The sequence below is a fragment of the Novosphingobium sp. genome (assembly GCF_041915465.1).
Taxonomy (GTDB): Bacteria; Pseudomonadota; Alphaproteobacteria; order Sphingomonadales; family Sphingomonadaceae; genus Novosphingobium.
Genome location: NZ_JAYSBK010000001.1, coordinates 92,327 through 117,552, shown reverse-complemented (window position 1 = coordinate 117,552; position 25,226 = coordinate 92,327). Strand labels below are relative to the sequence as shown.

34 protein-coding genes and 1 tRNA gene are annotated in these 25,226 nt (G+C 63.6%); 24 read left to right on the top strand and 11 right to left on the bottom strand.

Annotated elements, in window-relative coordinates:
* From ACE3SN_RS00600 to ACE3SN_RS00590, 3 genes are all read right to left on the bottom strand, one after another.
* The coding region (locus ACE3SN_RS00600; RefSeq protein WP_374526787.1) for a guanylate kinase at positions 1–242 on the bottom strand (242 nt) is incomplete at its 3' end.
* A 31-nt stretch (positions 243–273) separates the two neighbouring features.
* Entirely contained in the window at positions 274–570 is a 297-nt protein-coding gene (locus tag ACE3SN_RS00595) for a hypothetical protein (protein ID WP_374526786.1), read from the bottom strand.
* The gene (locus tag ACE3SN_RS00590) at positions 570–1,049 is read right to left on the bottom strand and encodes an SspB family protein (RefSeq protein ID WP_374526785.1); all 480 of its coding nucleotides are present in this window, start codon (positions 1,047–1,049) and stop codon (positions 570–572) included. Before ACE3SN_RS00590 ends, ACE3SN_RS00595 begins: the two co-directional genes overlap by 1 nt.
* Positions 1,050–1,133: 84 nt before the next feature.
* Between ACE3SN_RS00590 and hisB the strand changes: the two genes are divergently transcribed.
* From hisB to pal, 16 genes are all read left to right on the top strand, one after another.
* The gene (hisB, locus tag ACE3SN_RS00585; RefSeq protein WP_374526784.1) at positions 1,134–1,727 is read left to right on the top strand and encodes an imidazoleglycerol-phosphate dehydratase HisB; all 594 of its coding nucleotides are present in this window, start codon (positions 1,134–1,136) and stop codon (positions 1,725–1,727) included.
* Between the two features lie 8 nt (positions 1,728–1,735).
* Positions 1,736–2,356: an imidazole glycerol phosphate synthase subunit HisH gene (gene hisH, locus ACE3SN_RS00580; protein WP_374526783.1), complete on the top strand. Its 621-nt coding sequence runs from the start codon at positions 1,736–1,738 to the stop codon at positions 2,354–2,356.
* Positions 2,313–3,098 (top strand): 1-(5-phosphoribosyl)-5-[(5-phosphoribosylamino)methylideneamino]imidazole-4-carboxamide isomerase, encoded by a 786-nt coding sequence (hisA, locus tag ACE3SN_RS00575; RefSeq protein WP_374526782.1) that lies wholly within the window; start codon positions 2,313–2,315, stop codon positions 3,096–3,098. The genes hisH and hisA overlap by 44 nt, the downstream gene beginning before the upstream one ends.
* Positions 3,095–3,340, top strand: coding sequence for a hypothetical protein (locus tag ACE3SN_RS00570; protein WP_374526781.1), 246 nt, complete (start codon positions 3,095–3,097; stop codon positions 3,338–3,340). Before hisA ends, ACE3SN_RS00570 begins: the two co-directional genes overlap by 4 nt.
* The gene (locus ACE3SN_RS00565) at positions 3,337–3,468 is read left to right on the top strand and encodes a hypothetical protein (RefSeq protein WP_374526780.1); all 132 of its coding nucleotides are present in this window, start codon (positions 3,337–3,339) and stop codon (positions 3,466–3,468) included. The genes ACE3SN_RS00570 and ACE3SN_RS00565 overlap by 4 nt, the downstream gene beginning before the upstream one ends.
* A gap of 306 nt (positions 3,469–3,774) precedes the next feature.
* A complete protein-coding gene (locus ACE3SN_RS00560; RefSeq protein WP_374526779.1) occupies positions 3,775–4,020 on the top strand; it encodes a hypothetical protein in 246 nt (81 codons plus the stop codon).
* Positions 4,017–4,778, top strand: coding sequence for an imidazole glycerol phosphate synthase subunit HisF (gene hisF, locus ACE3SN_RS00555; RefSeq protein ID WP_374526778.1), 762 nt, complete (start codon positions 4,017–4,019; stop codon positions 4,776–4,778). The genes ACE3SN_RS00560 and hisF overlap by 4 nt, the downstream gene beginning before the upstream one ends.
* A 144-nt stretch (positions 4,779–4,922) precedes the next feature.
* On the top strand, positions 4,923–5,090 hold the full coding sequence (locus ACE3SN_RS00550) for a hypothetical protein (protein ID WP_374526777.1): 168 nt from the start codon (positions 4,923–4,925) through the stop codon (positions 5,088–5,090).
* Between the two features lie 55 nt (positions 5,091–5,145).
* Complete coding sequence (locus tag ACE3SN_RS00545) at positions 5,146–5,484, top strand: phosphoribosyl-ATP diphosphatase (RefSeq protein ID WP_374526776.1); 339 nt, start codon at positions 5,146–5,148, stop codon at positions 5,482–5,484.
* A complete protein-coding gene (locus ACE3SN_RS00540) occupies positions 5,484–5,861 on the top strand; it encodes a histidine triad nucleotide-binding protein (RefSeq protein WP_374526775.1) in 378 nt (125 codons plus the stop codon). Before ACE3SN_RS00545 ends, ACE3SN_RS00540 begins: the two co-directional genes overlap by 1 nt.
* A gap of 54 nt (positions 5,862–5,915) precedes the next feature.
* Positions 5,916–6,377, top strand: a complete 462-nt coding sequence (locus ACE3SN_RS00535; protein ID WP_374526774.1) for a YbgC/FadM family acyl-CoA thioesterase — start codon at positions 5,916–5,918, stop codon at positions 6,375–6,377.
* On the top strand, positions 6,374–7,078 hold the full coding sequence (tolQ, locus tag ACE3SN_RS00530) for a protein TolQ (protein WP_374526773.1): 705 nt from the start codon (positions 6,374–6,376) through the stop codon (positions 7,076–7,078). Before ACE3SN_RS00535 ends, tolQ begins: the two co-directional genes overlap by 4 nt.
* Before the next feature lie 2 nt (positions 7,079–7,080).
* Complete coding sequence (locus tag ACE3SN_RS00525) at positions 7,081–7,521, top strand: ExbD/TolR family protein (RefSeq protein WP_374526772.1); 441 nt, start codon at positions 7,081–7,083, stop codon at positions 7,519–7,521.
* A gap of 9 nt (positions 7,522–7,530) precedes the next feature.
* Positions 7,531–8,373: a hypothetical protein gene (locus ACE3SN_RS00520; protein WP_374526771.1), complete on the top strand. Its 843-nt coding sequence runs from the start codon at positions 7,531–7,533 to the stop codon at positions 8,371–8,373.
* On the top strand, positions 8,370–9,737 hold the full coding sequence (gene tolB / locus ACE3SN_RS00515; protein ID WP_374526770.1) for a Tol-Pal system beta propeller repeat protein TolB: 1,368 nt from the start codon (positions 8,370–8,372) through the stop codon (positions 9,735–9,737). Before ACE3SN_RS00520 ends, tolB begins: the two co-directional genes overlap by 4 nt.
* 73 nt (positions 9,738–9,810) lie before the next feature.
* Positions 9,811–10,335, top strand: a complete 525-nt coding sequence (gene pal, locus ACE3SN_RS00510; protein WP_374526769.1) for a peptidoglycan-associated lipoprotein Pal — start codon at positions 9,811–9,813, stop codon at positions 10,333–10,335.
* A gap of 25 nt (positions 10,336–10,360) precedes the next feature.
* Here the strand turns inward: pal and ACE3SN_RS00505 are convergent, their stop codons facing one another.
* Positions 10,361–10,540 (bottom strand): hypothetical protein, encoded by a 180-nt coding sequence (locus ACE3SN_RS00505; RefSeq protein ID WP_374526768.1) that lies wholly within the window; start codon positions 10,538–10,540, stop codon positions 10,361–10,363.
* Positions 10,541–10,679: 139 nt separating this feature from the next.
* Between ACE3SN_RS00505 and ACE3SN_RS00500 the strand changes: the two genes are divergently transcribed.
* Entirely contained in the window at positions 10,680–11,213 is a 534-nt protein-coding gene (locus ACE3SN_RS00500) for a J domain-containing protein (protein WP_374526767.1), read from the top strand.
* Positions 11,214–11,234: 21 nt separating this feature from the next.
* Here ACE3SN_RS00500 and ACE3SN_RS00495 read toward each other — a convergent pair whose 3' ends face one another.
* The 3 genes from ACE3SN_RS00495 to pdeM form a co-directional block, all read right to left on the bottom strand.
* Positions 11,235–12,641, bottom strand: coding sequence for an SLC13 family permease (locus tag ACE3SN_RS00495; protein WP_374526766.1), 1,407 nt, complete (start codon positions 12,639–12,641; stop codon positions 11,235–11,237).
* Positions 12,642–12,668: 27 nt separating this feature from the next.
* Positions 12,669–13,190: a translation initiation factor IF-3 gene (gene infC, locus ACE3SN_RS00490; RefSeq protein WP_374526765.1), complete on the bottom strand. Its 522-nt coding sequence runs from the start codon at positions 13,188–13,190 to the stop codon at positions 12,669–12,671.
* A gap of 90 nt (positions 13,191–13,280) precedes the next feature.
* Positions 13,281–13,952, bottom strand: a complete 672-nt coding sequence (gene pdeM / locus ACE3SN_RS00485) for a ligase-associated DNA damage response endonuclease PdeM (RefSeq protein WP_374526764.1) — start codon at positions 13,950–13,952, stop codon at positions 13,281–13,283.
* A gap of 44 nt (positions 13,953–13,996) precedes the next feature.
* Between pdeM and hemF the strand changes: the two genes are divergently transcribed.
* Positions 13,997–14,854: an oxygen-dependent coproporphyrinogen oxidase gene (gene hemF / locus ACE3SN_RS00480; protein WP_374526763.1), complete on the top strand. Its 858-nt coding sequence runs from the start codon at positions 13,997–13,999 to the stop codon at positions 14,852–14,854.
* Positions 14,855–14,858: 4 nt separating this feature from the next.
* Here the strand turns inward: hemF and ACE3SN_RS00475 are convergent, their stop codons facing one another.
* Positions 14,859–15,842 carry a VacJ family lipoprotein gene (locus ACE3SN_RS00475; RefSeq protein WP_374526762.1) on the bottom strand — a complete coding sequence of 328 codons (984 nt, stop codon included), beginning with the start codon at positions 15,840–15,842 and terminating at the stop codon, positions 14,859–14,861.
* A 241-nt stretch (positions 15,843–16,083) separates the two neighbouring features.
* On the opposite strand from ACE3SN_RS00475, the gene ACE3SN_RS00470 reads away from it, so the two are divergent.
* The 3 genes from ACE3SN_RS00470 to ACE3SN_RS00460 all read left to right on the top strand — a co-directional run bounded on the left by ACE3SN_RS00470 (position 16,084) and on the right by ACE3SN_RS00460 (position 19,151).
* Positions 16,084–16,590: a hypothetical protein gene (locus ACE3SN_RS00470; RefSeq protein ID WP_374526761.1), complete on the top strand. Its 507-nt coding sequence runs from the start codon at positions 16,084–16,086 to the stop codon at positions 16,588–16,590.
* 108 nt (positions 16,591–16,698) lie between these two features.
* Complete coding sequence (locus tag ACE3SN_RS00465; RefSeq protein WP_374526760.1) at positions 16,699–18,789, top strand: bifunctional (p)ppGpp synthetase/guanosine-3',5'-bis(diphosphate) 3'-pyrophosphohydrolase; 2,091 nt, start codon at positions 16,699–16,701, stop codon at positions 18,787–18,789.
* The gene (locus tag ACE3SN_RS00460; RefSeq protein ID WP_374526759.1) at positions 18,789–19,151 is read left to right on the top strand and encodes a VOC family protein; all 363 of its coding nucleotides are present in this window, start codon (positions 18,789–18,791) and stop codon (positions 19,149–19,151) included. The genes ACE3SN_RS00465 and ACE3SN_RS00460 overlap by 1 nt, the downstream gene beginning before the upstream one ends.
* Here the strand turns inward: ACE3SN_RS00460 and ACE3SN_RS00455 are convergent.
* The 3 genes from ACE3SN_RS00455 to ACE3SN_RS00445 form a co-directional block, all read right to left on the bottom strand.
* A complete protein-coding gene (locus ACE3SN_RS00455; protein WP_374526758.1) occupies positions 19,148–19,459 on the bottom strand; it encodes a DUF1905 domain-containing protein in 312 nt (103 codons plus the stop codon). The genes ACE3SN_RS00460 and ACE3SN_RS00455 overlap by 4 nt on opposite strands.
* Positions 19,456–20,463, bottom strand: a complete 1,008-nt coding sequence (locus tag ACE3SN_RS00450) for a peptidylprolyl isomerase (RefSeq protein ID WP_374526792.1) — start codon at positions 20,461–20,463, stop codon at positions 19,456–19,458. Before ACE3SN_RS00450 ends, ACE3SN_RS00455 begins: the two co-directional genes overlap by 4 nt.
* A gap of 123 nt (positions 20,464–20,586) precedes the next feature.
* A complete protein-coding gene (locus ACE3SN_RS00445; protein ID WP_374526791.1) occupies positions 20,587–20,991 on the bottom strand; it encodes a metallopeptidase family protein in 405 nt (134 codons plus the stop codon).
* Between the two features lie 76 nt (positions 20,992–21,067).
* On the opposite strand from ACE3SN_RS00445, the gene ACE3SN_RS00440 reads away from it, so the two are divergent.
* From ACE3SN_RS00440 to ACE3SN_RS00430, 3 genes are all read left to right on the top strand, one after another.
* Positions 21,068–21,158, top strand: a tRNA-Ser gene (locus ACE3SN_RS00440).
* A gap of 734 nt (positions 21,159–21,892) precedes the next feature.
* Entirely contained in the window at positions 21,893–22,900 is a 1,008-nt protein-coding gene (locus tag ACE3SN_RS00435) for a hypothetical protein (protein ID WP_374526757.1), read from the top strand.
* Positions 22,890–25,199, top strand: coding sequence for a hypothetical protein (locus tag ACE3SN_RS00430; protein ID WP_374526756.1), 2,310 nt, complete (start codon positions 22,890–22,892; stop codon positions 25,197–25,199). Before ACE3SN_RS00435 ends, ACE3SN_RS00430 begins: the two co-directional genes overlap by 11 nt.
* Positions 25,200–25,226 lie beyond the last annotated feature (27 nt).

Below are 25,226 nucleotides of genomic sequence, written 5' to 3'. Positions count from 1 at the left end.
GCCCATTCGAGGAATTCGCCCGCTTCGACCATCCGGTCAAACTCGGCCTGGTCGACGAAGAAATAGTCTTTCCCGTCCACTTCGCCGGGGCGCATCGGGCGGGTGGTGACCGAAACCGACATGCGGATTTCGCCGTCGTGGGCCAGCAGCTTGCGCGCGATGGTGGTCTTGCCCGCGCCCGAGGGGGACGAGAGGATGAACATCAGGCCGCGGCGCTGGAGCGTGTCGGGTGTGCTTACCATGCGCCTCAATCGCGCAAGGGGGGCCTGCGAATCAAGCCTTGGGCGATTCTTTTTCCGCCTTCGCGGCAGTCTTGGCGGCATGGCGCCGGTCATAGAGCCGCTTGGCGAGCAGCGAACCGCCAACCACGATCGCGCCCGGCACCGAGCGGGTGGCAAAGCGCACCGCCATTGCCCCGGCGATGCCGCCGATCAGCGTCTTTTTCTTCTTGGGAGCAGTGCCTTCCTCGGCCACGGCGGCGGCCACCGGCAGCACCTTGTCAATCGCGGCGTTAAGCAGCTTGCCGCCGCCCTTGCGCGCGATTTCGGCAAGGAGCTTGTTGTCGGCCATTACTTCTTCCGGCCGAAATCCACGGTCACGACGTTGGAGCCATCTTCCTTGGCGGCGGCGTCCTCGGGGCTTGCCTCAGGCGCTTCCGGTTCGACCACTTCGGGCACAACTGCCTGGAATTGCAGGCCGAAATCGACCGCCGGATCGACGAAGGCGGTAATCGCGGCGAAGGGAATCACCAGCTTGCTGGGCAGCTGGTTGAACGACAGGCCGACCGAGAAGTGATCGGGCGCGACGGTCAGATCCCAGAACTTGTTCTGGAGCACGATCGTCATTTCGTCGGGGAAGCGTTCGCGCAGGTGGCTGGGAATATCCACGCCCGGCGCACCGGTCTTGAAGGTGATGTAGAAGTGGTGCCCGCCCGGCAGGTTGCCGCCGTTCGCCTCAACCTGGCCAAGCACGCGGCCAACCACGGCGCGCAGGGCTTCCTGGACGATCTCGTCATAGGGGATCAGGCTATCGGGCATTTCATCGCTCATGGCCGGACAAGTGGCCCCGCGCTTCGGCAGGGTCAAGGGGCAAAGCGCTTGCGCGCGCGCGATTCCGGCCTATAGGCCCAGCCCATGCGTACAGGTCGGATCGCCCGCAAGACCCACGAAACCGACATCCTCGTCGAAGTGAACCTCGACGGGACCGGCAGCTATGACGTTGCCACCGGGATCGGCTTCCTCGATCACATGATCGAACAGTTTTCGCGCCATTCGCTGATCGATATCACCTGCAAGGTGAAGGGCGATCTCCACGTCGACCAGCACCACACCACCGAGGACAGCGCCATCGCGATCGGCCAGGCGATTGCCCAGGCGCTGGGCGACAAAGGCGGGATCGGCCGCTATGGCGAGGCCCACTCGGCGATGGACGAGGCGCTGAGCCGCGTCGTGCTCGACATTTCGGGCCGCCCCTGGCTGGTGTGGAACGCCCGCTTCACCCAGGAACGCCTGGGCGAAATGGACACCGAACTGTTCGAGCACTGGTTCCAGTCGATTGCCCAGGCGGTCGGCATCACGCTGCATATCGAACTGCTTTACGGCACCAACAACCACCACATCTGCGAAGGCATCTTCAAGGGTTTCGCCCGCGCGATGCGTGCCGCCGTGGAACTCGATCCGCGCAAGCAGGGTGCCGTACCCAGCACCAAGGGGCAGCTCGGTGGCTGAGGTGCGTCTTGGCTGAGGTTCTGGCGCTGATCGACTATGGCGCGGGCAATCTCCATTCGGTCGCCAATGCGCTGAAGGCTGCCGGGGCAGAGGGCGTCAAGGTTACCGCCGATCCGCAGGTCGTGCGCGCGGCGGACCGCATCGTCCTGCCCGGCGTCGGCAGCTTCAAGGCCTGCGCGGCTGGCCTTCGCGCAATCCACGGCATGGAAGAGGCGCTGGCCGAACGCGTGCTGGTGGGCGGCGCGCCGTTCCTGGGCATTTGCGTGGGCATGCAGCTGCTTGCGACGCGCGGGGTGGAACACGGCATCACCGAAGGGCTGGGCTGGATCGAGGGCGAGGTGCGCCTGATCGAGCGCACCGATCCCGCGATCAAGATTCCGCACATGGGCTGGAACGACGTGATTCCCGCCCCCCACGCCCCGTTGATCGAGCCGGGCGAGGCCTATTTCCTGCACTCCTATCACTTCGTCCCCGAAGACGGCCATCACGTGGCGGCGATGACCGACCACGGCGGCGGGCTGGTTGCGGCCGTTGCCCGCGACAATATCGTGGGCGTGCAGTTCCATCCCGAAAAGAGCCAGGCCTATGGCCTCGCGCTGCTCGCCAACTTTCTGGAGTGGCGCCCATGATTGGAGACTTGGCGTGATCGTATTCCCCGCCATCGACCTCAAGGGCGGTCAGGTCGTCCGCCTGTCCGAAGGCGATATGGACCGCGCCACCGTCTATGGTGACAACCCCGCCGCCCAGGCGCAGCTCTTCGCCGAGGCCGGGTCGCAGTTCCTCCACGTGGTCGATCTCGACGGCTCGTTCGCGGGCCGCGCGGAAAACCGCGCTGCGGTGGAAGCGATCCTCGAAGCGTTTGATGGCCACGTCCAGCTCGGCGGCGGTATCCGCACGCGCGAAGCGGTGGAAGGTTGGTTCGACCTTGGCGTCAGCCGCGTGGTGATGGGCTCGGCCGCGCTGAAAGACCCCGAATTCGTCCGCGACATGGCACGCGCCTTCCCCGGCGGGATCGTCGTGGCGGTCGACGCCAAGGACGGCATGGTCGCGACTGAAGGCTGGGCCGAAGTGTCCGACGTGGCAGTGGTCGATCTCGCCCGCCGGTTCGAGGATGCGGGCGTTGCCAGCCTGCTGTTCACCGACATCGGCCGCGATGGCTTGCTCAAGGGCGTCAACATCGACGCGACGGTGGACCTTGCCCGCCGCGTGGACATTCCGGTGATCGCCAGTGGCGGTGTGAAGGGCCTCGACGACATCCACATCCTCGCGCTCCATGCGCACGAGGGCATCGAGGGCGTGATCACGGGGCGCGCGCTTTACGAAGGCCGGCTCGATCTGGCCGCGGCGATTGCGATGGCGAACCGGGGATGAGCGCGCTGGTTGCAATCATCGCTGCCGGTATTTTCGACTTCGCATTTCTCAGTAGCGTGATTGGACTAGTGAAAGATCTCCGCAGCGGGGTCAGCACAGGTCATGGCCAGCTCCGAGAGGTAAGGCGTGACTCCGAACCCAGGCTTTACTGGTCGAGAATTTCTGTCGTTGTGTTCACTACGGTAATCGTGGGCATCCTCGCCGTGGTCATGACCGTTCGCGCATTCGGATTGCTGCAATGACCGCCCTGATCCGCGTCATCCCCTGCTGCGATCTTGCCGATGGCCGCGTGGCTAAGGCCGTGATTGCCAACCGCGCGCTTCCTGAAGAGCGGCTCGATCTGGCCACAGCGATTGCGAACCGGGTATGAGCCCCGCCATAGTATTTCTGGCCTTAGGATTGCTATGGTTTGGTTGGTCGATTTCACAGGCTGTGCGCGAATTTCGCGCCGGCTATGTGACGAGATTTCTGCCTTTGTCGACCAAGTCTCTCAAGCATTACCGTGTCGCAGAACCAGCCAGATTTTGGCGCCACACCTTGTTTCGAGCTCTTGCGTTGCTCTTTCTTACTGCTCTTTACTCGTTCATGCTGGTGCGCGCATTATGACCATCCGCGCCCGCGTCCTCCATGAAGGGCGGCTCGATCTGGCCGCGACGATTGCAACTGCGAACCGGTTATGAATCAGCCAGAGACAATTATCGCTTCGGCATTTGTAGCTGGAAGTTGGCTGATCCTTGCCGCTGGGCTATTCCATGCGCTCAAGACCGGGGTCGATCCGGCCCAGGGCAGGTATGCCGAAGCCAGCCGCGCGGCGAACCCGTTAGCGTACTGGGTGCGGGTTTTGGCGATGGCGGGCGGCTTGGTATTCTTTAGCATCCTGGCCTTTGCGCTCGTCCAGCAATTCACTGGAGTTTCCGAATGACCGTCCGCATCCGCGTAATTCCCTGTCTCGACGTTGCCAATGGCCGCGTGGTCAAGGGCGTGAACTTCGTCGATTTGAAGGACGCGGGCGATCCGGTCGAACAGGCGCGCGCCTATGACCTCGCCGGCGCGGACGAGCTGTGCTTCCTCGACATTACCGCCAGCCACGAGGCGCGCGGCACGCTGCTCGATATTGTTCAGCGCACGGCGGAAGTCTGCTTTATGCCGCTGACCGTGGGCGGGGGCGTGCGCACCGTGGACGATGCCCGCGCGCTGCTGCTCGCCGGGGCGGACAAGGTCGCGGTCAATTCCGCCGCCGTCAGCCGCCCCGAAGTGGTGAACGAGATTGCCGAGAAGATGGGCAGCCAGTGCGTCGTCGCCTCGGTCGATGCGCGGCGCACCCCGCGGGGCAACTGGGAAATCTTCACCCACGGCGGGCGCAAGCCGACGGGCATCGACGCGGTGGAGCACGCCATTCGCCTGGCCGAGCTTGGCGCGGGCGAACTGCTCGTCACCTCGATGGACGGTGACGGAACGCAGCGCGGTTATGACCTCGAACTCACCCGCACCATCGCCGATGCCGTTTCGGTGCCGGTGATCGCCAGCGGCGGGGTGGGGACGCTCGATCACCTCGTCGAAGGGGTGATAAAGGGCCATGCCAGCGCGGTGCTGGCCGCCTCGATCTTCCATTTCGGCACCTATTCGATCGCCCAGGCCCACGCCGCGCTGCGCGCCGCCGGATTGCCTGCCCGCGGGTAAACTGTCGGTCCGGTTTACACCCTAACCAGCGGCCAACTCCTTCTTAACCATCCATCACCGGGACTCTTCAGGATTCTGGGGCAGGTGGCACGCAATTTGCGTAAACCACGATTCATGAAGGATTTTTCGAAGGGTCGCGCCTTGATGCTCCGAACCGGTCTGATGCTGGCGGCCTTGGCTGCTGCCTCTCCCGCGCTGGCCAGCGCGGGCACTACCATTCCCGATCCAACCGATCTTGCGCTGTTCGCGCTGGGCGTGACCGGGCTGATCCTTGGGCACTACGGCGCCCGCAACCGCCCACCTCTCGACTAAAGCCGCCCAGTTCGGCGCTTGACCCGCGCGGCTGCGCGCAGCATGGCTCTGCCCCATGCCTAGCTCAACGCCAAGCCCCGACACGCTGACCCGCCTCGCCGCGACCATCGCAGAGCGCCGCAATGCCGATCCGGCGACCAGCTGGGTCGCCAAGCTAAACGCGCGCGGGGTTCCCGTGATCGCCCGCAAGCTGGGCGAGGAAGCGGTCGAAACCGTGGTCGCCGCGCTATCGGGCAGCCGCGAGGACCTGGTGGGCGAAGCCGCCGACACGATCTTTCACCTGATGGTCCTGCTCGACGCCAAGGGCGTCGATTTCGCCGAAGTGCTCGCCGAGCTCGACCGCCGCGACGGGGTGAGCGGGATCGCCGAAAAAGCCGCAAGGAAAGCCGACTGATGCCGATCGACCCGAAGCAGCCCTACGATCCCGACAACATCTTCGCGAAGATCCTGCGCGGGGAAATCCCGAACAAGACCGTCTACGAAGACGAATGGGCGCTGGCGTTCCACGACATCAACCCGCAAGCTCCGCTGCACGTGCTGGTGATCCCCAAGGGTCCGTACGTGAGCTGGGACGACTTTTCCGCCAAGGCCAGCGCCGAGGAAATCGCCGGCTTCGTCCGCGCCGTCGGCCACGTCGCGCGCGAAGCGGGCCTCGTCGAGCCGGGTTACCGCCTGCTCGCCAATATTGGCCAGCACGGACACCAGGAAGTGCCGCACCTGCACGTCCACGTGTTCGGCGGGCGGCAGTTCGGCGCGATGTTGCCACGTTAGAGCGGTTTGCGCGCTTGCCCTGCGACTCACCCTGCGGTTAAAGCTGCAGGCTGCATGACGGCATTTCCCGCCCCTCCCTCCGGCCTGATCGACGGTTCGACGCACCGCTTTGCAGTGCGCGCCTACTTCGAGGACACGGACCTTTCCGGCGTGGTCTATCACGCCAATTACCTGCGCTGGTTCGAGCGCGCCCGGTCGGATTTCGTGCGGCTGCTGGGGATTGACCAGCGCGCCGTGAACGAAGCGGGCGAGGGCGCCTTTGCCGTGGCGGACCTGTCGATCCGCTACATCTCGCCCGCGCGGCTGGACGATGGCGTCCAGATCGCCACCACCTGCACCGAACTGGGCGCAGCTTCCTGCCGGATGCACCAGCAGGCCTGGCGCGAAAGCGATGGCGCGCTGCTGTCGCAGGCCACTTTCCGTGTCGGGTTCGTTTCCCCCGATGGCCGTCCGCGCCGGATGCCCGCCGCCTGGCGCGAGGCCTTTGCCAAGATCGTTATAGAAAGCCCCCAATGACCACCCTTGCCCTGCTCGCCGCCGCTGCCGAAGCGCCGCGCCACCTCAATCCGGTGAAGCTGTTCCTCGATGCCGATATCGTCGTGCAGGTCGTGATGGCCGGGCTGATCCTGGCGAGCGTCTGGGTCTGGACGATCATCTTGTCCTTCAGCCTGCGCTATGCCCGCATGGCCAAGCGCTGCGACGCCTATGAGCGCGAGTTCTGGAAGGCGAGCGACATCGACGCCTTCCAGGCCGAACACACCAAGGCCGACACCCCTTCGGCCAAGGTCGCCGCTGCCGGCCTTGCCGAATGGCGCCGTTCGACCGGTGGCAAGGGGCTTGACCGCGACGGCACGCGCCAGCGCCTCAGCGCGGTGATGGACACCGCCGTTGCCCAGGAAGCCGAGCGTCTGTCCGACCGGCTGAACTTCCTCGCCACGGTCGGCTCGGTCGCGCCGTTCGTCGGGCTGTTCGGGACGGTCTGGGGGATCATGAACAGCTTCTTCCAGATCGGGCAGCAGCAGAATTCCTCGCTCGCGGTGGTGGCCCCCGGTATTTCCGAGGCGCTGTTTGCCACCGCGATCGGCCTGTTCGCGGCGATCCCTGCGGTAATCGCCTATAACCGCTTCTCCTACCGGGTGGACCAGATGGAAGCGCGCCTGCAGCGCTTTGCCGACCGCTTTCACGCCAGCCTCAGCCGCGAGCTGGAGGGGCAATAACGATGGCGATGGGCATCGCCCGCAAGGGAAAGAAGCGCCGCGGCCGCGCGCCGATGGCTGAAATCAACGTCACTCCGCTGGTCGACGTGATGCTGGTACTGCTGATCATCTTCATGGTCACCGCCCCGCTGATGAGCGCGGGCGTGCCGGTCGACCTGCCCGACAGCAACGCCAACGCGCTGGCGCAGGAGCCGAGCCAGATCAACCTGTCGATCGCCAATGACGGGCGGATCTACATTGACCAGAACGAGGTCGATCCCGCCGCGCTGGGCGATGCGCTTGCCGCGATCCCGAAGGGTGCCGATGGCAAGCCGCCGCTAGTCATCCTGCGCGCCGATCGCAGCCTCGACTATGGCCGGGTGATGGGCGTGATGGGCGAGCTGAACCATGCCGGGTTCAACTCGATCTCGCTGGTCACCAATGGTTCAGTTAGCGCGCCCTAGCCCTTAAGCATGGCTGCAACCGTCCTCCGTAGCGAAGAACGCATCGGCCTTGGCGTGGCGCTGTTCGCGCACGTGGCGCTGTTCGCGTGGCTGGCGCTGGCACGGCCCGCCGCGCCGCCGCCCCCGCCCGAGCGGATGACGGTGACGCTGAGCGACGAGGTGGGTCTGACCGCCACTTCGCCCAATCCCGCGCCCGAGGCGGCACCCGACAAGGGGCCGGAACTGGGCGAACCCGCGCCGGAACCCGAACCGCTCGCCAAGGTCGAACCGGCCAAGCCCGAACCGATCAAGACACCGCCGCCCAAGCAGGCCGTCACCCCTCCGAAACCGGCGCCCGCAGCCAAGGTGCCCGCGCCGCCGGTCAAGCCGCTGCCCAAGCCGCAACAGCAGCCGGCAAAGGCTCAGACCACTCCGGTGAAGGGCCCGAAGCCACCCGCCAAGAGCCGGGCGAGCAGTTTCGACCAGGCCTTTGGCAAGGGTACGCCCGGTGCGCAGGGCAAGAACCAGACCCAGGCCCCCACGGCCTCGGCGTTCGGCCCGCAACAGCAGAGCGCGCTGCGTTCTGCCATCTTCCGCCAACTGAAGCCGCACTGGGTGTCGCCCCAGGGTATCGAAGTGGAGAAGCTGGTCACCGTAGTGCGTTTCAGGCTCGACCAGAACGGCCGCTTGATCGGTGAGCCGGTGATTATCAGCCAGACTGGACAGACCCCCGCCAACGCTGCCCAGGTGAAGCGCCACGGCGAACAGGCGATCCGCGCGGTCAAGCTGGCCCAGCCGTTTATCCTGCCACCGGATCTCTATCCCTACTGGCAGACCGTAACCTCGACTTTCGACAGAAGGCTATCGCAATGAAACTAGTTGCAACTGTGCTGATGACGGCGCTGCTGGCCGGAACGGCGCTGGCGCAGGACGCCGCCGTTCCCGCAGCCCCGGCCACCGAAGGCCCGGGGATCGACGTGACGGTCTCTGACGACAGCGACTGGCAGGACCTTGGCATCGCCATTCCGGCCTTTGCGACCAACGCCGATGTCGCGACCCAGACCAGCGCCGGATCGACCGGGCAACTGGGCTTTGCGCTTGCAAACGTGATCACCGCCGATCTCAAGAACAACGGCCTGTTCAAGCCGACCGGACCGGGCAGCCTGCCCCGCCCGGCGCTGAGCGAGATCCAGGCTCCGAATTATCCGACCTGGACCGGCCGCAAGGCCGACATGCTGGTACAGGGCTATGTCCGCGCCGAGCCCGATGGGCAGGTGACGGTGGGCTGCTATCTCTATGATGTCGCGCTGGGCCAGCAGCTGGGCAAGGCGGGCTGGACGGTGGCGCCGGCCGAATGGCGCCGCGCCGCGCACAAGTGCGCCGACATGGTCTATTCGCGCCTCTCGGGCGAGAGCCCGTTCTTCGACAGCAAGATCGCCTACATCGCCGAGACCGGCCCCAAGGACCACCGGATCAAGCGCCTGGCAATCATGGATTCGGACGGGGCCAACCACCGTTACCTGACCACCGGCCAGTCGACCGCGATGACCCCGCGCTATTCGCCGGACTACAAGTCGATCCTGTACCTGAGCTATTACAACGGCGCGCCGCGGATCTACATCTACAACCTGGAAACCAATACCCAGCGTCTGCTGCTGCAATCGAACTATCCGCTGTTCGCGCCGCGCTGGTCGCCCGATGGCAAGTGGATCCTCTATTCGATGGCGATCGGCGGCAATACTGACATCTACAAGATGCCGGCCGCCGGCGGGACGGCAGTAAAGCTTACCGATTCGCCCGGGATCGACATCGGCGGCAGTTTTTCGCCCGATGGCAGCCGGATCGTGTTCGAAAGCGACCGTTCGGGCAGCCAGCAGGTCTATGTGATGAACGCTGATGGCAGCGACCAGCACCGGATCAGCTTTTTTGGCGGGCGCGCGGCAACGCCGGAATGGAGCCCGCGTGGCGACCAGATCGCCTTCACCCATATCGCCGGCAATTTCCGGATTGCGGTGATGAACCCTTCGGGCGGCGAAATGCGTTACCTGACCGACAGTTGGCAGGACGAGGCGCCGACCTGGGCGCCCAATGGCCGGGTCATCCAGTTCTTCCGCACGACCCGCGGGACCAGCGGCAAGACCGCGATCTGGCAGGTCGATCTGACCGGCCGCAACGAACGCAAGCTCGATACGCCGGTCGACGGCAGCGACCCTGCCTGGGGGCCCCTGCGCCCCTGATTTTCGGCCCAATATTGCCGATTGACTCCAAGACCCGATTCGACGGACCCTGACTTAACCAAAGGAGATGACCATGCGCACCACCCCCAGCGTCAAGACCATCGCCATGATCCTTGTCGGCAGCGTGGCGCTGTCGGCCTGCGCGACCAAGGCCCCCAAGCAGCTTCCGCCCGATCCGGGCACCAAGGTTTCGACCGAAACCACCACCGAAGGTCCGATGCAGGGCCCGGTACCCGGCAGCCAGGCGGATTTCGTTGCCCAGATGATGGGGCAGGACGTGATCTATTTCGACACCGACAAGTCGAACATCGACGCGGTCGATCAGGCCGCGCTGCAGGCCCAGGCCGCCTGGCTGGCGAAGTATCCCAGCAAGCGCGCCACGATCGAAGGGCACTGCGACGAGCGCGGCACCCGCGAATACAACCTGGCGCTGGGCGAACGCCGCGCCAATGCGGCCAAGAACTATCTGGTCAGCCTGGGCATCGACGCAACGCGCCTGACCACGGTGACCTATGGCAAGGACAAGCCGGTCGCGCTCGGCTCGGACGAAGCCAGCTGGGCCAAGAACCGCCGCGCGGTCACGATTACGATCGACTGAGGGCGCAATCCCGGGTGTTCCGGGATTACTGAAGCACCGGCAGGAACTGGCTGAGGGACGGCAGCGAGCCGCTCACGGCATAGAGTTCCGGCCGGGGCGCGGTAATTCCGCCCCAGGCGCTCAGCGAGTCGCCACCGAGCAGCACGTAGCCGCACATCGCCATGACCGACAAGGCGATCGACAGTGCCAATTGCTTGCTCATCATCGTCCGGTTTCCCCTGTTGGCGCACGGTATGGGGCCTGTTAACCTATTTTGCAATGCAGCATAGCCGATTGAAACTGAATAAAGGCTGGCCGAACGCGCGGGGTTGCACCACCCCCGCGCTTGCGCCTATCGCACAGCCATGACCCGCTCACGTGGATCCAATGACTGGGGCTTTCCCCGCTGGCGCGGCTATGAAGGCGCGCGTGAAGCGGCGAAGGTGCGCCTGTGCGATCGGCACGGCTGCACCGAACCGGGCACCTGCCCGGCGCCCAAATCGCCAAACAGCCCGGACCGCTGGATGTTCTGCCAGCGCCACGCCGCCGAATACAATGCCGGGTGGGACTATTTTGCCGGGCTCGATGCCGAAGAGGCCGCGCTGCGCGAAAGCGCCGAGCGTCAGACCCATTCGGGCTACCAGGAATCGGCGCACTATGGCTGGGCGATGAGCGGCGATGGCAGCCGCAGCCGCGACGAACTGCGTGCGCTGGATTTGCTGGGCCTCGAACCCGACGCCGAATTCGACGATGTGAAGAAGGCCTGGCGCGCCAAGGCCAAGGAAGTCCATCCAGACCTGCGCCCCGGCGACGAGGAAGCGGCCAAGGCGTTCCAGGCACTGCAACTGGCCTATGAAGTGCTGCGCGCCGCCGAAGAACGGCGCGAGTGGAAGGGCTGAGGGTTCAGCCCGTCGGTCTCGTCAGTGGATGATCGCCGAGACGCCCCAGACCACCGCGATCATCAGCACCACGCCGACCAGATCGAGCAACAGACCGGCCTTGACCACGCGGGCCATCGAGATGTGCCCGGTCGACCAGGCGAGCGCGTTCGGCCCGGTCCCGGCCGGCAGCATGAAGCCCCAGCTGGCCGCGAGCGCGGCGGGCAGGGCGAGCAGGATCGGATCGGCCCCCAAGGCCACTACCAGCGCGCCGACCACCGGCATTATCCCGCTGGCCGCCGCGATGTTGCTGGCAAATTCGGTAACCACCACCACGAAGGCGACCAGCACCACAGCCACGATCGGCAGCGGCACCCCGCGCAAGGGCAGCAACATCTGCCCGAACCAGTCGGCCAGACCACTTTCCGACATTCCCATCGCCAATGACAAGCCGCCGCCGAACATCAGGATGACGCCCCAGGGCGCGCGGTTTGCCTCTTCCCATTTGAGCAGCGGCCGGCCGGTGCCATCGGGCAGGATGAACAGCATCAGCCCCGCAATCGCGGCCACGGTGCCATCGTCGAGTCCGCCCGCCGGAAACAGCGGCTTCAGCAACGGCATCGCAACCCAGGCGAGGACAGTGAGCCCGAAAATCGGCACCAGGCGACGTTCCGGAACGCTCCAGGTAGCGGGCAGGTGGATCGCTGCGCGCGCCGCGGCCGGGTCGAAGCCATCCTCGGAAATGCGCTGGACCCAGCCAATGATCAGTGCCGCGATCGGCACGGACAGCAGCACCACCGGGATGCCGTACATCGACCATTCGATGAAGCTCAGCTCAACGCCCAGGCTCTTGTTCAGCAGCGCGACCGCAATCGCATTGGTCGGCGTGCCGACGATCGTGCCATAGCCGCCCAGCGTCGCAGCGAAGGCAATACCCATCGGCAGGGCGCCCGCGACGCCGCCCGTCTCACCCTCGCGCACGCCGCCAGAGGCGAGCATGGCAACCGCCATCGGCATCATGATCAGCGCGGTCGAGGTGTTGGAAATGAACATCGAGATCAGCGCGGTGGCGGCCATCACCGCCAGCAACAACTGCCAGTTCGAATGCCCCGCGCGTGACAGGATCGCGAGTGCAAGGCGCCGGTGCAGCCCCGTTCGCTCGATCGCCAGCGCCAGGAATGCGCCGCCGAGGAACAGGAACATCACCGGCGAATAATAGGCCGAGGCCGTCACGTTGACGTCGGCGACTCCGATCATCGGCAGGACGATGAAGGGCAGCAGCGCCGTTGCCGACAGCGGCAGCGCCTCGGTCATCCACCAGCTGGCCATCCACCACACCAGCCCGGCGGTGAGCCAGGCCGGGTGCGGCATCCCGGTGGGAGGAGAAGTCAGCAGGGCGAAGGCAAAACCGAGCAAGCCCAGCCAGAAGCCGATGCGATTGGCAGTCATCAGCTTGGCAGGCCCCCTGACAGACGATTACTTGGGCGAAACCACCATCAGCATCTGGCGGCCTTCCATGCGCGGATAGGCTTCGACCTTGGCGACTTCGGCAATATCTTCCTGCACACGCTTGAGGAGGTTCATCCCCAGCTGCTGGTGCGAAAGTTCGCGGCCGCGGAAGCGCAGGGTGACCTTCACCTTGTCGCCTTCGCCGATAAACTTGTGCATCGCGCGCATCTTCACGTCATAGTCGTGATCGTCGATATTCGGACGCATCTTGATCTCCTTGATCTCCTGCGTCTTCTGCGACTTGCGGGCGAGGTTGGCCTTCTTCTGCGCTTCGTAGCGGAACTTGCCGACATCGAGGAACTTGCACACCGGCGGATCGGCGTTCGGCGAAACTTCGACGAGATCCAAGCCGACTTCGGCAGCCTGCTCGATCGCTTCGCGGGTATACATGACGCCGATATTCTCACCGTTCTCGTCGATCACGCGGACCTTGTCGACGGTGATATAGTTGTTGAAGCGCGGCCCGCTCTTGACGGGGGGCGTCATCATGCGCCGGGGTGGGGGTGCTATAGTCGGGACTCCTCGAAGTTTACGGTATCGCGCGCGTCCTTAAAGCGAATCGCGGCTTTGGGGAAGGGCCTATGCAGCAGCGCGCCACAGCGGGTACTGCACCAGCCGCCCCTGCGCCGCGAGCACGGCATCGACGGCAGTGGCAGGCTGCATTGCCGCGATGATCGCCGGGTCGGCGGCGTCCATGCCCCCGGTCAGCGCGCCAAACGCCGGCAGGATCAGCTTGCGCTCGCTCACCACCGCGCAGGGCCGCACGATCCGCCGCCCGCGCGCGGTGACCTGAAGACGCGGATGGAAGTGGCCCGAAAGCTCTGCCCGCGCCTCGCCCGGTCGGGCCTCGTGCCGCAGCACCAGCCCGGCAACCTCCAGTTCCTCGACCACCGTGCCCGACGGCGCGCTCCCTTGATCGTGGTTTCCGGCCACCCAGACCCAGTCGACAATGCGGGTCAGTGCATCGAGCATCCCGGCGGCGTGCGGTTCCAGTCGCTCGGCCCCATCGGCATCATGAAAATTGTCGCCCAGGCAAAACACCCGGCGCGCGCCGGTTGCGCGGATCGCGTTTGCCACCCGCTGCAGCGTTTCGCGGCTGTCATAGGGCGGCAGCATCTGCCCGAAACGCGCAAAGAAGCTGGCCTTTTCAAGATGCAGGTCGGCCACCAGCAGCGCCCGTTCGGCCGGCCAGTAAAGCGCGCGGCCCGCAGCGATACACCACTCTTGTCCTGCGAACGAAAAGGGAACCATTGCTTTTCCTTGCCGGAAGCGGATTCGCTTGGCAAGGGCGTCGCATGACCGACTGGACCCCCTATACCGCCCGCGCCAAGCTCTGGTTCGAATCGCTGCGCGACCGGATCTGCGCCGAGTTCGAAAAGATCGAGGCCGAGGCCGGCAGTCCGGCGCGCTTCGAATACACCTCTTGGGCGCGCGAGGAAGCAGGCAATGCCAACCCCGGCGGCGGCACGCGCGGGGTCATGAAGGGCAGGGTGTTCGAAAAGGTCGGCGTCAACGTCTCGACCGTCCACGGCAAGTTCGCACCCGATTTCGCCGGCACGATCCACGGCGCCGATGCGTCGAACCCCGGCTTTACCGCCACCGGGATCAGCCTGGTCGCGCACATGGCGAACCCGCACGTGCCCGCCGTGCACATGAACACCCGCTTCCTCACCACCGCCAAGGCGTGGTTCGGCGGCGGCGGCGATCTTAACCCGCCGATCCCCTATGCCGAGGATACCGAGGAATTCCACGCGGCCTTCAAGCACGCCTGCGATCGCCACGATCCGGCGTATTATCCGCGCTTCAAAGCGTGGGCCGACGAATACTTCTTCATCCCGCACCGGAACGTGGCGCGCGGCGTGGGCGGGATCTTCTACGATCACCTTGATTGCCCGGACATCGCGGCCTGGGAAGCCAACTTCGCCTTCACCCGCGACGTCGGCGAGGCGTTCCTGGCCGTGTTCCCGGTGCTGGTGCGCCGCCGCATGGGGCTCGACTTCACGCCAGAGGACAAGCAGCGCCAGCTCGAATGGCGCGGACGCTATGCCGAATTCAACCTGGTCTATGATCGCGGCACGCTGTTCGGTCTCAAGACCGGCGGCAATGTCGATGCGATCCTGATGAGCCTGCCGCCCGAAGCGGCGTGGAGCTGACGCCCTAGTTCGTAGCCGGTAGCGGCTGCGTCTGGACCGGCTCGGCCGGCGGCGCTTTCGCCTTCTTTGCCTTGGGCTTGTCGGCCAGCGGTCCGCGTCCATGCAGGGCCTCGATCTCATCGTGGCGCTGCTGCAAGTAATAGACACGCTCGGCGGTATAGGCATCGCCGGTGTCGCGGAATTCCTCGATCTTGCCGTCGAATTCGACCCGGTCGTCGAGCGACTTGATCGTGCCTGAGCCGATGGCATAGGCGGGCTTGCTGAACGGCGCGCCGGCAATCGAAGGCAGGAACGCCTTGTCGAGCGTCCAGCCCACCAGATCGCGCACCGTCGTCGGTCCGATCAGCGGCAGGAACATGTATGGGCCAGGGCCGATCCCGTAATAGCCCAGCGTGTTGGCAAAGCCGTTGCGGCGATAGGGCAGCTTGAAGGGCTTTTCCTTGGCCACGTCGAACAACCCGGCGCCGCCAACCGTGGTGTTGATCGCAAAGCGCCCGAGCGTCTCGAACGCCTTGCCGGGTTTGCCCTGGAGCAGGAAGTTCACGAAGTTGACCGGCTCGGTCAGGTTGGACAGGAAATTGTGCAGCCCGTCTCGAACCGGCTCGGGCAGGCCCTTCTTGTAACCCATCGCCACCGGGCCGACGATCGCCCGATCCGCCGCATCGACCACTTCGTAGCTGGCCAGATTGAGCTGCTGGGCGGGGTCTTCGGGCACTTTCTGGCGCGCGGTGACGACAATCGCCGTCTCGTCCGGTGACAGATCGCTGTCATTCTGGGGCGCAACCGGCGGGGTTGCAGCAGCTTCGGCAGGGACAGTGACAACCGGCGCAGCGGGGGCAACCGGCGCCGGAGCGGGTTCGGCCGGCACAGCTGCGGCGGCTGCGGGAGCCTCAACCGTCTGCGCCGCCGGCTGGCTCTGGGAGGTTGCGGCAAGTGTCTGATCGGAACCGGCTAACAGCAACAGGGCGGCAATCGTCGCAGTACTCAAACCCGTTCACTCCCTGTTTGCCAGCCTCTTGCTTTCCATTGGCGGGACCGCGAGGCAATCGGTATTTCCCCAAGTGCAGCAGAATCGCGATGAACCGACCGTGAAACGGGGTGCGCCAGCGTGATACAGTCGTAATTTATGTCGGATTCATACTTTTACCTGCATTGATCGGGAGTTACGCAGGCTCAGATCACCAAGACCCGCACCGCTGCGAAACAGTCCGTTTCAGAGAGGACCCGACATGACCTTCGACTCCCGCCTGCTGCTCTTCCCGGTGGCCCTGGCTTCGGCCGTAGCCCCCGCCCAGGCCGAAACCTTCCGCAACCCCAAGGTGGGTGTGCCCGCCTTCAATGTCGAACTGCTGCCCGGCTGGAGCGCCAATTACGACGATTCCGATAACCTGCTGCTGATCAACGGCGACAAGCAGGTGGCGATGACCTTTTCGGTCGTCGACAACGACCCGAAGAACCCGTTCACTTCGGTCGATCTGGCTCAGGCCCTGTTCCAGGTGCTCGGCTCGCCGCCCTATGACCGCACCGAGACAGGCATGGTCGATGGCCAGCGCGCCGATATCTACATCGGCTCCTTCACGCGCGACGACGGGCTTGAGCTCGAACTGCGGGTCGTGGTGATCAAGCTTGGCCCCAAATATGCCGTTGCCTCGATCATCACGCCGACCGGCGCGGACGGCAGCTACGTCAAGCAGGGACACGATCAGCTCGCCAAGGCACGCATCATTCGCAAGTAGAACGGCGGCAAAGTCTGGCCATAGGTCGGGGGTGGATGCAAAAAAGCGCGTCCGCCCCTGACCTTGCCCCTTGCCCTAGCCCCGCGCTTGCGCCCATTTAGGCGGGAGATGCTGCGCCAGTACGAACTTGTCGAACGCGTTCTCGCGTATGATCCCGAAGCGGACGAGGCGATGCTCAACCGCGCCTATGTCTATACCGTGCAGAAGCACGGCACCCAGACGCGCGCATCGGGCGATCCCTACTTCAGCCACCCGGTCGAAGTTGCGGGCCTGATGACCGAGCTCAAGCTCGATCAGGAAACCATCATCACCGCGCTGCTCCACGATACCGTGGAGGATACGCTGGCCACCACCGAAGAGATCGAGCGCCTGTTCGGCCGCGATGTCGCGCGGCTGGTCGAAGGGGTGACCAAGCTTTCCAAGATCGAGGCGATGACCGAAAAGGAACGCGCGGCGGAAAACCTGCGCAAGTTCCTCTTGGCGATGAGCGAGGATCTGCGCGTCCTCCTCGTCAAGCTGGCCGACCGGCTGCACAACATGCGCACGCTGCACTTCATCAAGAGCGAGGACAAGCGCCGCCGCATTTCGCGCGAGACGATGGATATCTACGCCCCGCTGGCAGAGCGCGTGGGCATGTACGAATACATGCGCGAGATGCAGATGCTCGCCTTCGAGCAGCTTGAGCCCGAAGGCTATGCCACGATCACCGGGCGGCTGGCGCAGATCCGTTCGAGCGAGGGCGGGCAGGTCGATGCGATCGCCCTCTCGATCAAGCAGGCGCTGGCCGAAGCGGGGCTGCGGGTCGAGGTTTCGGGGCGCGAGAAGCACCCCTATTCGATCTGGAAGAAGATGGCCGAACGTCACGTCACCTTCGAACAGATCACCGACATAATGGCCTTTCGCGTGCTGACCGACAGTGTCGAGGACTGCTACAAGGCGCTGGGGGTGCTGCACACGACCTGGCAGATGATCCCGGGGCGCTTCAAGGACTATCTCTCGACTCCGAAGTCGAACGGCTACCGCAGTTTGCACACCTCGCTGATCTTCGAGAATTCGATGCGCATGGAGGTGCAGATCCGCACCCAGGATATGCACCGCACCAACGAATTCGGCCTTGCCGCGCACTGGGCCTACAAGCATGGCGAGCGGCCCGACGGGCAGGTCGGCTGGCTGCGCGACCTGATCGAGATCGTCGATGCCAGCCACGATGCCGAAGAACTGCTCGAACATACCAAGCTGGCAATCTATCAGGACCGGATCTTCGCCTTCACGCCCAAGGGCGCGCTGCACCAGCTGCCCAAGGGTTCGACCCCGGTCGACTTCGCCTATTCGGTCCACTCCGATCTTGGCAACTTCGCGGTCGGCGCGAAGATCAACGGGCGGCACATGCCACTGCGCACTCCGCTGAACAACGGCGACGTGGTCGAGATCATCAAGAGCCGCAAGGCCTCGCCCCAGCTTTCGTGGCTGGGCTTCGTCGTTACCGGCAAGGCCCGCGCCGCGATCCGCCGCGCGGTCCGCGCCAAGGAGCGCGCCGAAGTGGCCGCGATCGGACGCAAGCTGTTCGAGGAAATTGCCGAACGCCTACCTTCCAAGATCGGCAAGAAGGCGATCAAGGAAGCCTGCCGCCGGCTCGAACTGGGCAGCGAACAGGACCTGATGGTGGCAATCGGCACCGCCAAGATCGACGACCGGCAAGTGATGGAGGCCCTGGTGCCCGGCAGCACCGCCGGCCTTGCCGAACCGGATCACTGGCCCAAGCAGGAGCGCGCGATCTCGATCCGGGGCCTTACGCCGGGAATCGCCTTCCACCTCGCCGATTGCTGCCACCCGGTGCCGGGCGACCGCATCGTCGGCATCCGCGTGCCGGACAAGGGCGTGGAAGTGCACTCGATCGGCTGCATGACGCTGGCCAGCGGCGTCGATGCCGACTGGCTCGACCTGTCGTGGGGCGAACGAACCACCGGCGCCATCGGCCGCCTGCGCATGGTGCTCTACAACCGCCCCGGCACTCTGGCCGAGGCGACCGGCATCTTCGCGGGCAATCGCGCGAATATCGTCCAACTGGCCAACACCGGCCGCGACGAACTGTTCGGCACTTACGAGATCGATCTCGAAGTGTCGGACCTCGCCCACCTCACCCGCATCGTCTCGTCCCTGCGCGCCAGCGACGCCGTGGCCGAGGCCGAGCGGATCTGATGCCTGGCCTCGTTGCGCTCGATCACGTCCAGCTGGCCATGCCGGCGGGCGGGGAAGATGCGGCGCGGGCCTTCTACACCGGTCTGCTTGGCCTGCCCGAAGTGGCCAAGCCCCCGGTGCTGGCCGCGCGAGGCGGGTGCTGGTTCGAAAGCGCGGCAGTCAAACTGCACCTTGGCATCGAGGCGGACTTTCGTCCTGCCCGCAAGGCCCACCCAGCGCTGTTGGTCGATGATCTGGCGGCGCTTGGCGTCTTGCTTGGCGCGGCGGGCCATCCGGTGACACCCGACGATGCCCTGCCTGGCACCGCGCGCGGTTATGTCGATGATCCCTTCGGCAACCGGATCGAACTGATCCAAGCCTAGAATTCGAGGGCGACCGTCACGCTGTCGCCTTCGGCCAGGTCTTCGGCGCGGCGCACACTAGCCTTGACCGGCAGGATCCACCCCTCGCTTTTCGAGGGGAACACCGAAGTCGCAAAGCTGCTCTCGCCGATCCGCGCGCGCACCTTGATCGAGCCGAACCCGCCGATGGTCTTTTCCAGCCGCCGCATCAGCGCCGTGCCGGACAATGCCTCGCCCGCCGCGCCGTCGATGCTCATGAAGTGCCACGCCCCGCCATTGCCGCCGGTCCAGCGCCACAGGGTGCCGGTGTGGATCAGGTGTTCGGTCACTGCGCGCGGCGCACCGGCACCGGGATATTGCAGATGTCCGCGCCCCCGGCGGGCCGGATGAAGAAGTCATCGCGCCGGTTGGCCCGGGCGTCGGCGTATTTGGCAAAGCTCTCGCTTTCGGTGGAGAGGTATTCGTAGAGCGGCAGGTCCGCCACCTCGCTCCCCAGCCGGATCGACTGGATGCCGGTGCGCTCTTCAGGCGACGCGTAGAAGCCCAGCGGCAACGTCCCGCGCGGCAAGCTGGAAAGGTGCTCGATCCCCTCGATCACGCGCCCGACCAGCGCGATATTGCGATCGAGATGGCGCGGGGCATGGCCAATCACGACGTAAAGCTCGGCCCCGGTGCCGGTATTGGGCGGCAAATCGCGCCCGACGCCGACCATGCCGTAGCAGTGGATGGGCCAAGCGTTGGTTTCAAACGTGGACCCGACCAATCGTCCCCCTCCTCCGTATGCAATCGGCCAGCCGTCTAAGAAACCCACTGTGGCAGCGTAAGCATCTCTATTATTGCCAAAATTTCTCAGCGCATGCTTGCGACCCTCGAAGATCGGTTCTTTGCCAAAGGGCACCACAACCGTAAGGTCATCGGTCGTATACTCACTCTCCGGCATCACCGCTAAACCCTCCGGCAGCGGCTTGGCCTTGGCCTTGTCCTCCGCATTCCCGTCGCCCCACTGCACGACGTAATTGTCCTGCACGCGGTTGATGCTCAGCCCATCCCACCAGTGTGCGCCCGCCAGCTTGCGAATATTGCCGATCCAGCCTTGGCTGAACGGCGGCGGCAGCAGCTGGATTACTACGCGGCGCGGGCGCCCCTTGGCGTCGGGGGCAAGGTCCATCACCAGCAGGTCTGATGCCGGAATCGCCGTCCAGTCAGCCTTTGGCGCAGCGGCCACGATCTCGGACGGGGCGAGCGGTGAAGGTTTGGTTCGCCCAGCGGCCTGCGCCGCCGAGGCCTGCGCAAGCGCCGGAGAACTGTTTGGAATCAGCGACAAGGCCGCCAGCGCGGTCAACGGAATCAAAGTCTTCATTGGCTCAGTCTGCCACGCCCACCCCGCTGCGACTAGCCCCGCTGACGCGGGCCAAGTCTTGCTCCCCTCCCGCATGCGGGAGGGGTTGGGGGTGGGTCAATCCGACTGGTTCTCAAGCGCTTCGATGTCGGCGTCCGACAGGCCGAAGTGATGCCCGACCTCGTGAATCACCACATGGGCGACCAGATGCTCCAGTGTATCGTCCCCGCGCGCGATCCATTCATCGAGGATGGGCGAGCGGAACAGGCGGATCCGGTCGGGCATGGTCCCGCTGGGGGCCATGTGCTTTTCGCCCACCGGCACGCCTTCGTAGATCCCGGTGAGCTCGAACGGGTCCTCGATCTCCAGCATGGCCAGCGTTTCCACATCGGCAAAGTCTTCCACCACCAGCCGCACCCCATCGAGGTGCGCCGCAAACACATCCGGCAACCGCGCCAATGCGGCGCGGGCCAGCGCCTCGATCTCGGCGGCATCGGGAGCAAGGCCAAAGGTGCGCATCATGCCCTTCAAGATAGGCACGGCCCCGCCCTTGCGAAACCCCTGCCTTGCCGCTAGTGCCGCGCATTCCAGTGCATGCGGAGCGGTGGCCGAGTGGTCGAAGGCGCTCGCCTGGAAAGTGAGTATACGTCAAAAGCGTATCGAGGGTTCGAATCCCTCCCGCTCCGCCATCATCTCATCGCGAACCAATGAGATGGGCCTTCTAGGGCCAGAAAATCCCCAGCTTCCGCGCCGTTTTGCCGGTGGCGACCGAACCTTGGAGACTGCGACGGAGGCCAGAATCGGTCTCTGACCGGCTTTTGTCTCTCTTTACCCAAACCTCATGATCACGTGGTATGGGCGGGAAAGTCACGCAATTCTCACATTTTCACCTAAATGAATACTCGTTGATCCAAGCTCATTTCGGCTGAGCGAATGCCTTGAGAGAACTCGTGGTATGGGGAAATCTGACCCAAACAGAATGCCAGGAGTATGGCGACTTGTGATCGCCTGCTGCCCAAGCTCAAGGGCTGGTTTTTCTGCTTGAGCATAGACTGGGTTCTGGAAGTGCTCTGACGAGCCCGATTGTCCCATGAAGAGTTCAGTTGAATTTTCTAGAATGATACATTTCATGGCCATAGACTTATCCGCCTCGGTCGCCGCTTGATGCGTTTTCGCGCAGGAAAAGAATCAGCTAGCAGCTGCGATCTGGCGCAGGGGAAAGGGAGTACCTAGTCATTTCTACCTTGGTATGGCTCGAGCGGAGTCTCACCGCGCTCCGTAACCTAGCGGATGGCTGCGAGTGATCGATTGGCGTCGTGGCGGATGGACTGGGAGCCTCAACCGTTGGGCTAGGCGCGAGGTTCGCGAGCAGATCCGCGGAAACCCTATAGCGCGTCGCGTCCGCTATGGTGTTGCTCACCGCATGTTGCGGTGCTTTTTGGGCTCTGGCACCTTCGGGCGCTTCATCGTTGCCTATCTTTTGGTGAACGCGGGCTTCCTGGCTGTCGAAGCGCTAATTGCATGGCTTGTGCCGCATTGGCTGCCTAGCTGGACTGCGTCGAGCCAGCCGCCCGCTACTGACATAAAGGCCGTAATACTAAACGTTTCGAGCTATCTACTCGGAGCGCAGGTTGGCCTGCTCGGAGTAATTTCTTTATCACTGGCATTGGTAACATTAATTGCTCAGCGGGATGGATCATCTACAGACGTTCAGGTATATTATCATGAGTCATTTTCATTCGAGCTTGTCGCAAGTTGCGTGGCACTAACTGCAGTTCTGAGCGCCCAGCTTCTTTGGCCACTTCACTTTATTTTGCATAAAATGGGCCTTGGGACCGATTTGCAGATATTCAAGCTCGGACTACTCAGTCTTCACCTCGCCTGGCTGCTGGCGAACCTCGCAGCAGTTGCCTATTTCATCGCCACCACGTTCCGGTTTGTGCAGCAGTCCGCTCGAGAGACGCTCCGCGAACGTTACACAGCCAATGTAATCCTACCGCGAGATCTAACGCAGCGGCTGCGTGAACAACTCTACGCGAATGCAGCTAAGGACCTTCTCCGGGACAACGACAGTGATGACCGAAAGCCTAAAGCTGCATTTGGCTTTGATTTTGGTGATCCCCGTACTGTTGAGATACAAACTGCATTCAAACGCACCATGGTACTGCATGACGTAAAGGTCATCTGGGTGCGCTGGGCTCTTCGGAAGTGGTCTGCGCGATGTGAGCGGACTTCCAAACAAGAGACAGCTGATACTAGGCGAAGGCCGGGGTCTCAGGGGGCGCTGATCTGGTTCACCCCCAGTCTTGACCGACCACTTCAGGGTGACGTTGCTTGGTGCCGACGTCGCGGTGGTGTGCCGCTAAACATGGTAGAGAAGTTCGTACTGCGGTGCGCCTTCCGTTTCAGGAGCATCGACGATGAGAGATGAACTGACGAGGCCGGAAGAGATACTTGAGGAGCTGGGCGACAAAGTGGTTGCCCAAATTGAGCGTCTCGCTCCCGTCGCTTTCGACGGGGCATTCCGTGAAATGACACAGTATCATCGGTTTCTTATAGCCGTTGGCGCATCGCGCGATCCGGACGGTGCGCCTTTCAACTTTGCCGAGATCGCTGGCAACGCTTGGCAAGCACCGCATAAAGAATGGATACGTCAATATAGACGATTGTTCGAGCGAGCTGCTGATAAGTTAGTCGATGACAACCACTTCATACGTTCTCTCGCGTATACGCCCGGACGGTTGCTGCCAAGACCGGGCGATCCAGACCTTTCTCCCAATGTAGTGCGTTCAATTCTCGATCTCGGCCCTATACTCGTGAGTCGGCTTCAGGCTTGGCTGACGAAACGCACGACGGTTGAGACGCGAGAGGGGCAGGCTGCTGCCCCCCGCCTCGTGCTCGCCGGCTCTGATGCGAAGGCTTATGAGAACTTGATGCCCGAGATCGTTGGCGCGTGGGAAAGTTTACTTCATCACGTGCCTTCCATTTACGGGTGGCGCGAGCGGGGCGATCAGGACGATGTCCAGCGTTGGGCTGCATTCCAGGCGAGCTGGCCGTTCCTTTGGCAACATCTGACGAACACGGCCTATTGCCTCGCCACCGCTGTATGGAATGAGGATGAAGTAGGTGCTGCGCTGTTTCGCGAGGCGCTGGTGCGTTGGCGAGACTCATTTTCCCATAGCCTGAACGTGAGGGCAGAGCTCCGGCATAGACGATTGCTCTTTCCGGATATTTTGGACCTCGGTTGGGCTGCCGCGAGCGCAACCGCAGAACCCTTAGGCTATGATTATATGCCCCCTCCGGGGCCGGACGAGCTATTCGCCAGTGTGATCCGCGGAGCGCAGGACGATGTCATACTGGTGACTGCGGCGCTGCTATTGTTCTGGACCATGCACGAGAAGCAGTCATCCGATATAGGAGCGCGCACCGCACGATCGTTGCAGCGCCGTGAAACCAGCGATCAGGATCATCGCTACATCGATGAGCGCGCAATAGGCTTCAGGTCGCTGTTCCTCGACCTGCTCCGCCTCGAAATATCAGATGCATGCCAGCGCGACGGATCATATTCCGCCAATGTCGACCACCTTGTGGCAATTCTCGATAACATGACCGAGCGCCGAGTTGTTCCCGGACGGGTATTTACTCCCTCGACACTTCATGGGCGAGACAGTTTGTTGCAGTCCGATCTGGCGACACTTTTGGCTTTTGTACCTGAGGACGGCGACGACGGAGTACTGGACCGTATTGCCGCGCTTGCGCGAGAAGAGGAGGTGCTGCCCGGTGGAGACGCGGCACTACGTGCAATTCTGCATCAACTCGAGCGATTTCGGACGACATTGGAGGAACCAACGCCCTCAATTGACAAGGTTGCTCCTGTTCTGACGCCCGACCTCGACGTTGACCGGGCCAAGACCCGGTTTCGCGAGATATTGACCGCAGCCTCGACAACAATTGAGAGCGAACGCCTACACCGGCTGCAATCTCGTTCGCCCGATCAAAAGAAACTTGAGGGTTTTCGAGCAGCGATCGAAGAAGCGCTGCTCACGGCACCGGCTGAAGTGCCGTTCTTCCGGAATGTGGCTGTTGGAAAGGCAACCGACGACGAGGCCGCCGAGTGGCGCGACATGGTTTTCCAAGGGATCGGGAAGGCACAGCTCACGGAGCCACCAATGGAGGCTGCAAGCTGGAACTTGAAAGAAGTGCTTGTTTCGGGTGCGCGCGAATGGGCAGGCCGTTACGCTTGGAACGAATTCTGTCTTCGACACCGCACAGAAGCGAATGTCTCGGCTCGGCCGGAAGACGAAGCCTTCTGGCGCGACATAGAGTTGTTGATTCCTCAGGTGGGCCCCGAGCCCGTTCTGGTGGTTTCCCGCAACGCAGAGGGTCGCGCCCTGCGTCGCTTCCTTTACGCTCCGGCGGCGGAACGACCTAGGCTCGACATTCAAAAACGGCCCGTGGATGAACAGGGGGCATCCTACATAGCAACGGTCGAAGGGGTTGACGTGTTTGGGGCAGATTTCCGACCAGGCGAAGCACTGTTGTTCTCTGCTAATTCTCTCCGCTCGATGTGCTACGCTCAAACGGATCCATCCGGTCGCTTCGCGGAACTAACATTTGAACTCAGTGAGGGGATGACCGGCAAGCTGTGTGTGCGTGTACGTCAATCGTTGGAGTGGTTGGATAGGCCGATCTTTGATCTCAAAGCGCCGGACCCCGCGGATGCAGACTAATAATCGATTGGGCCGTCGTCGAAATCG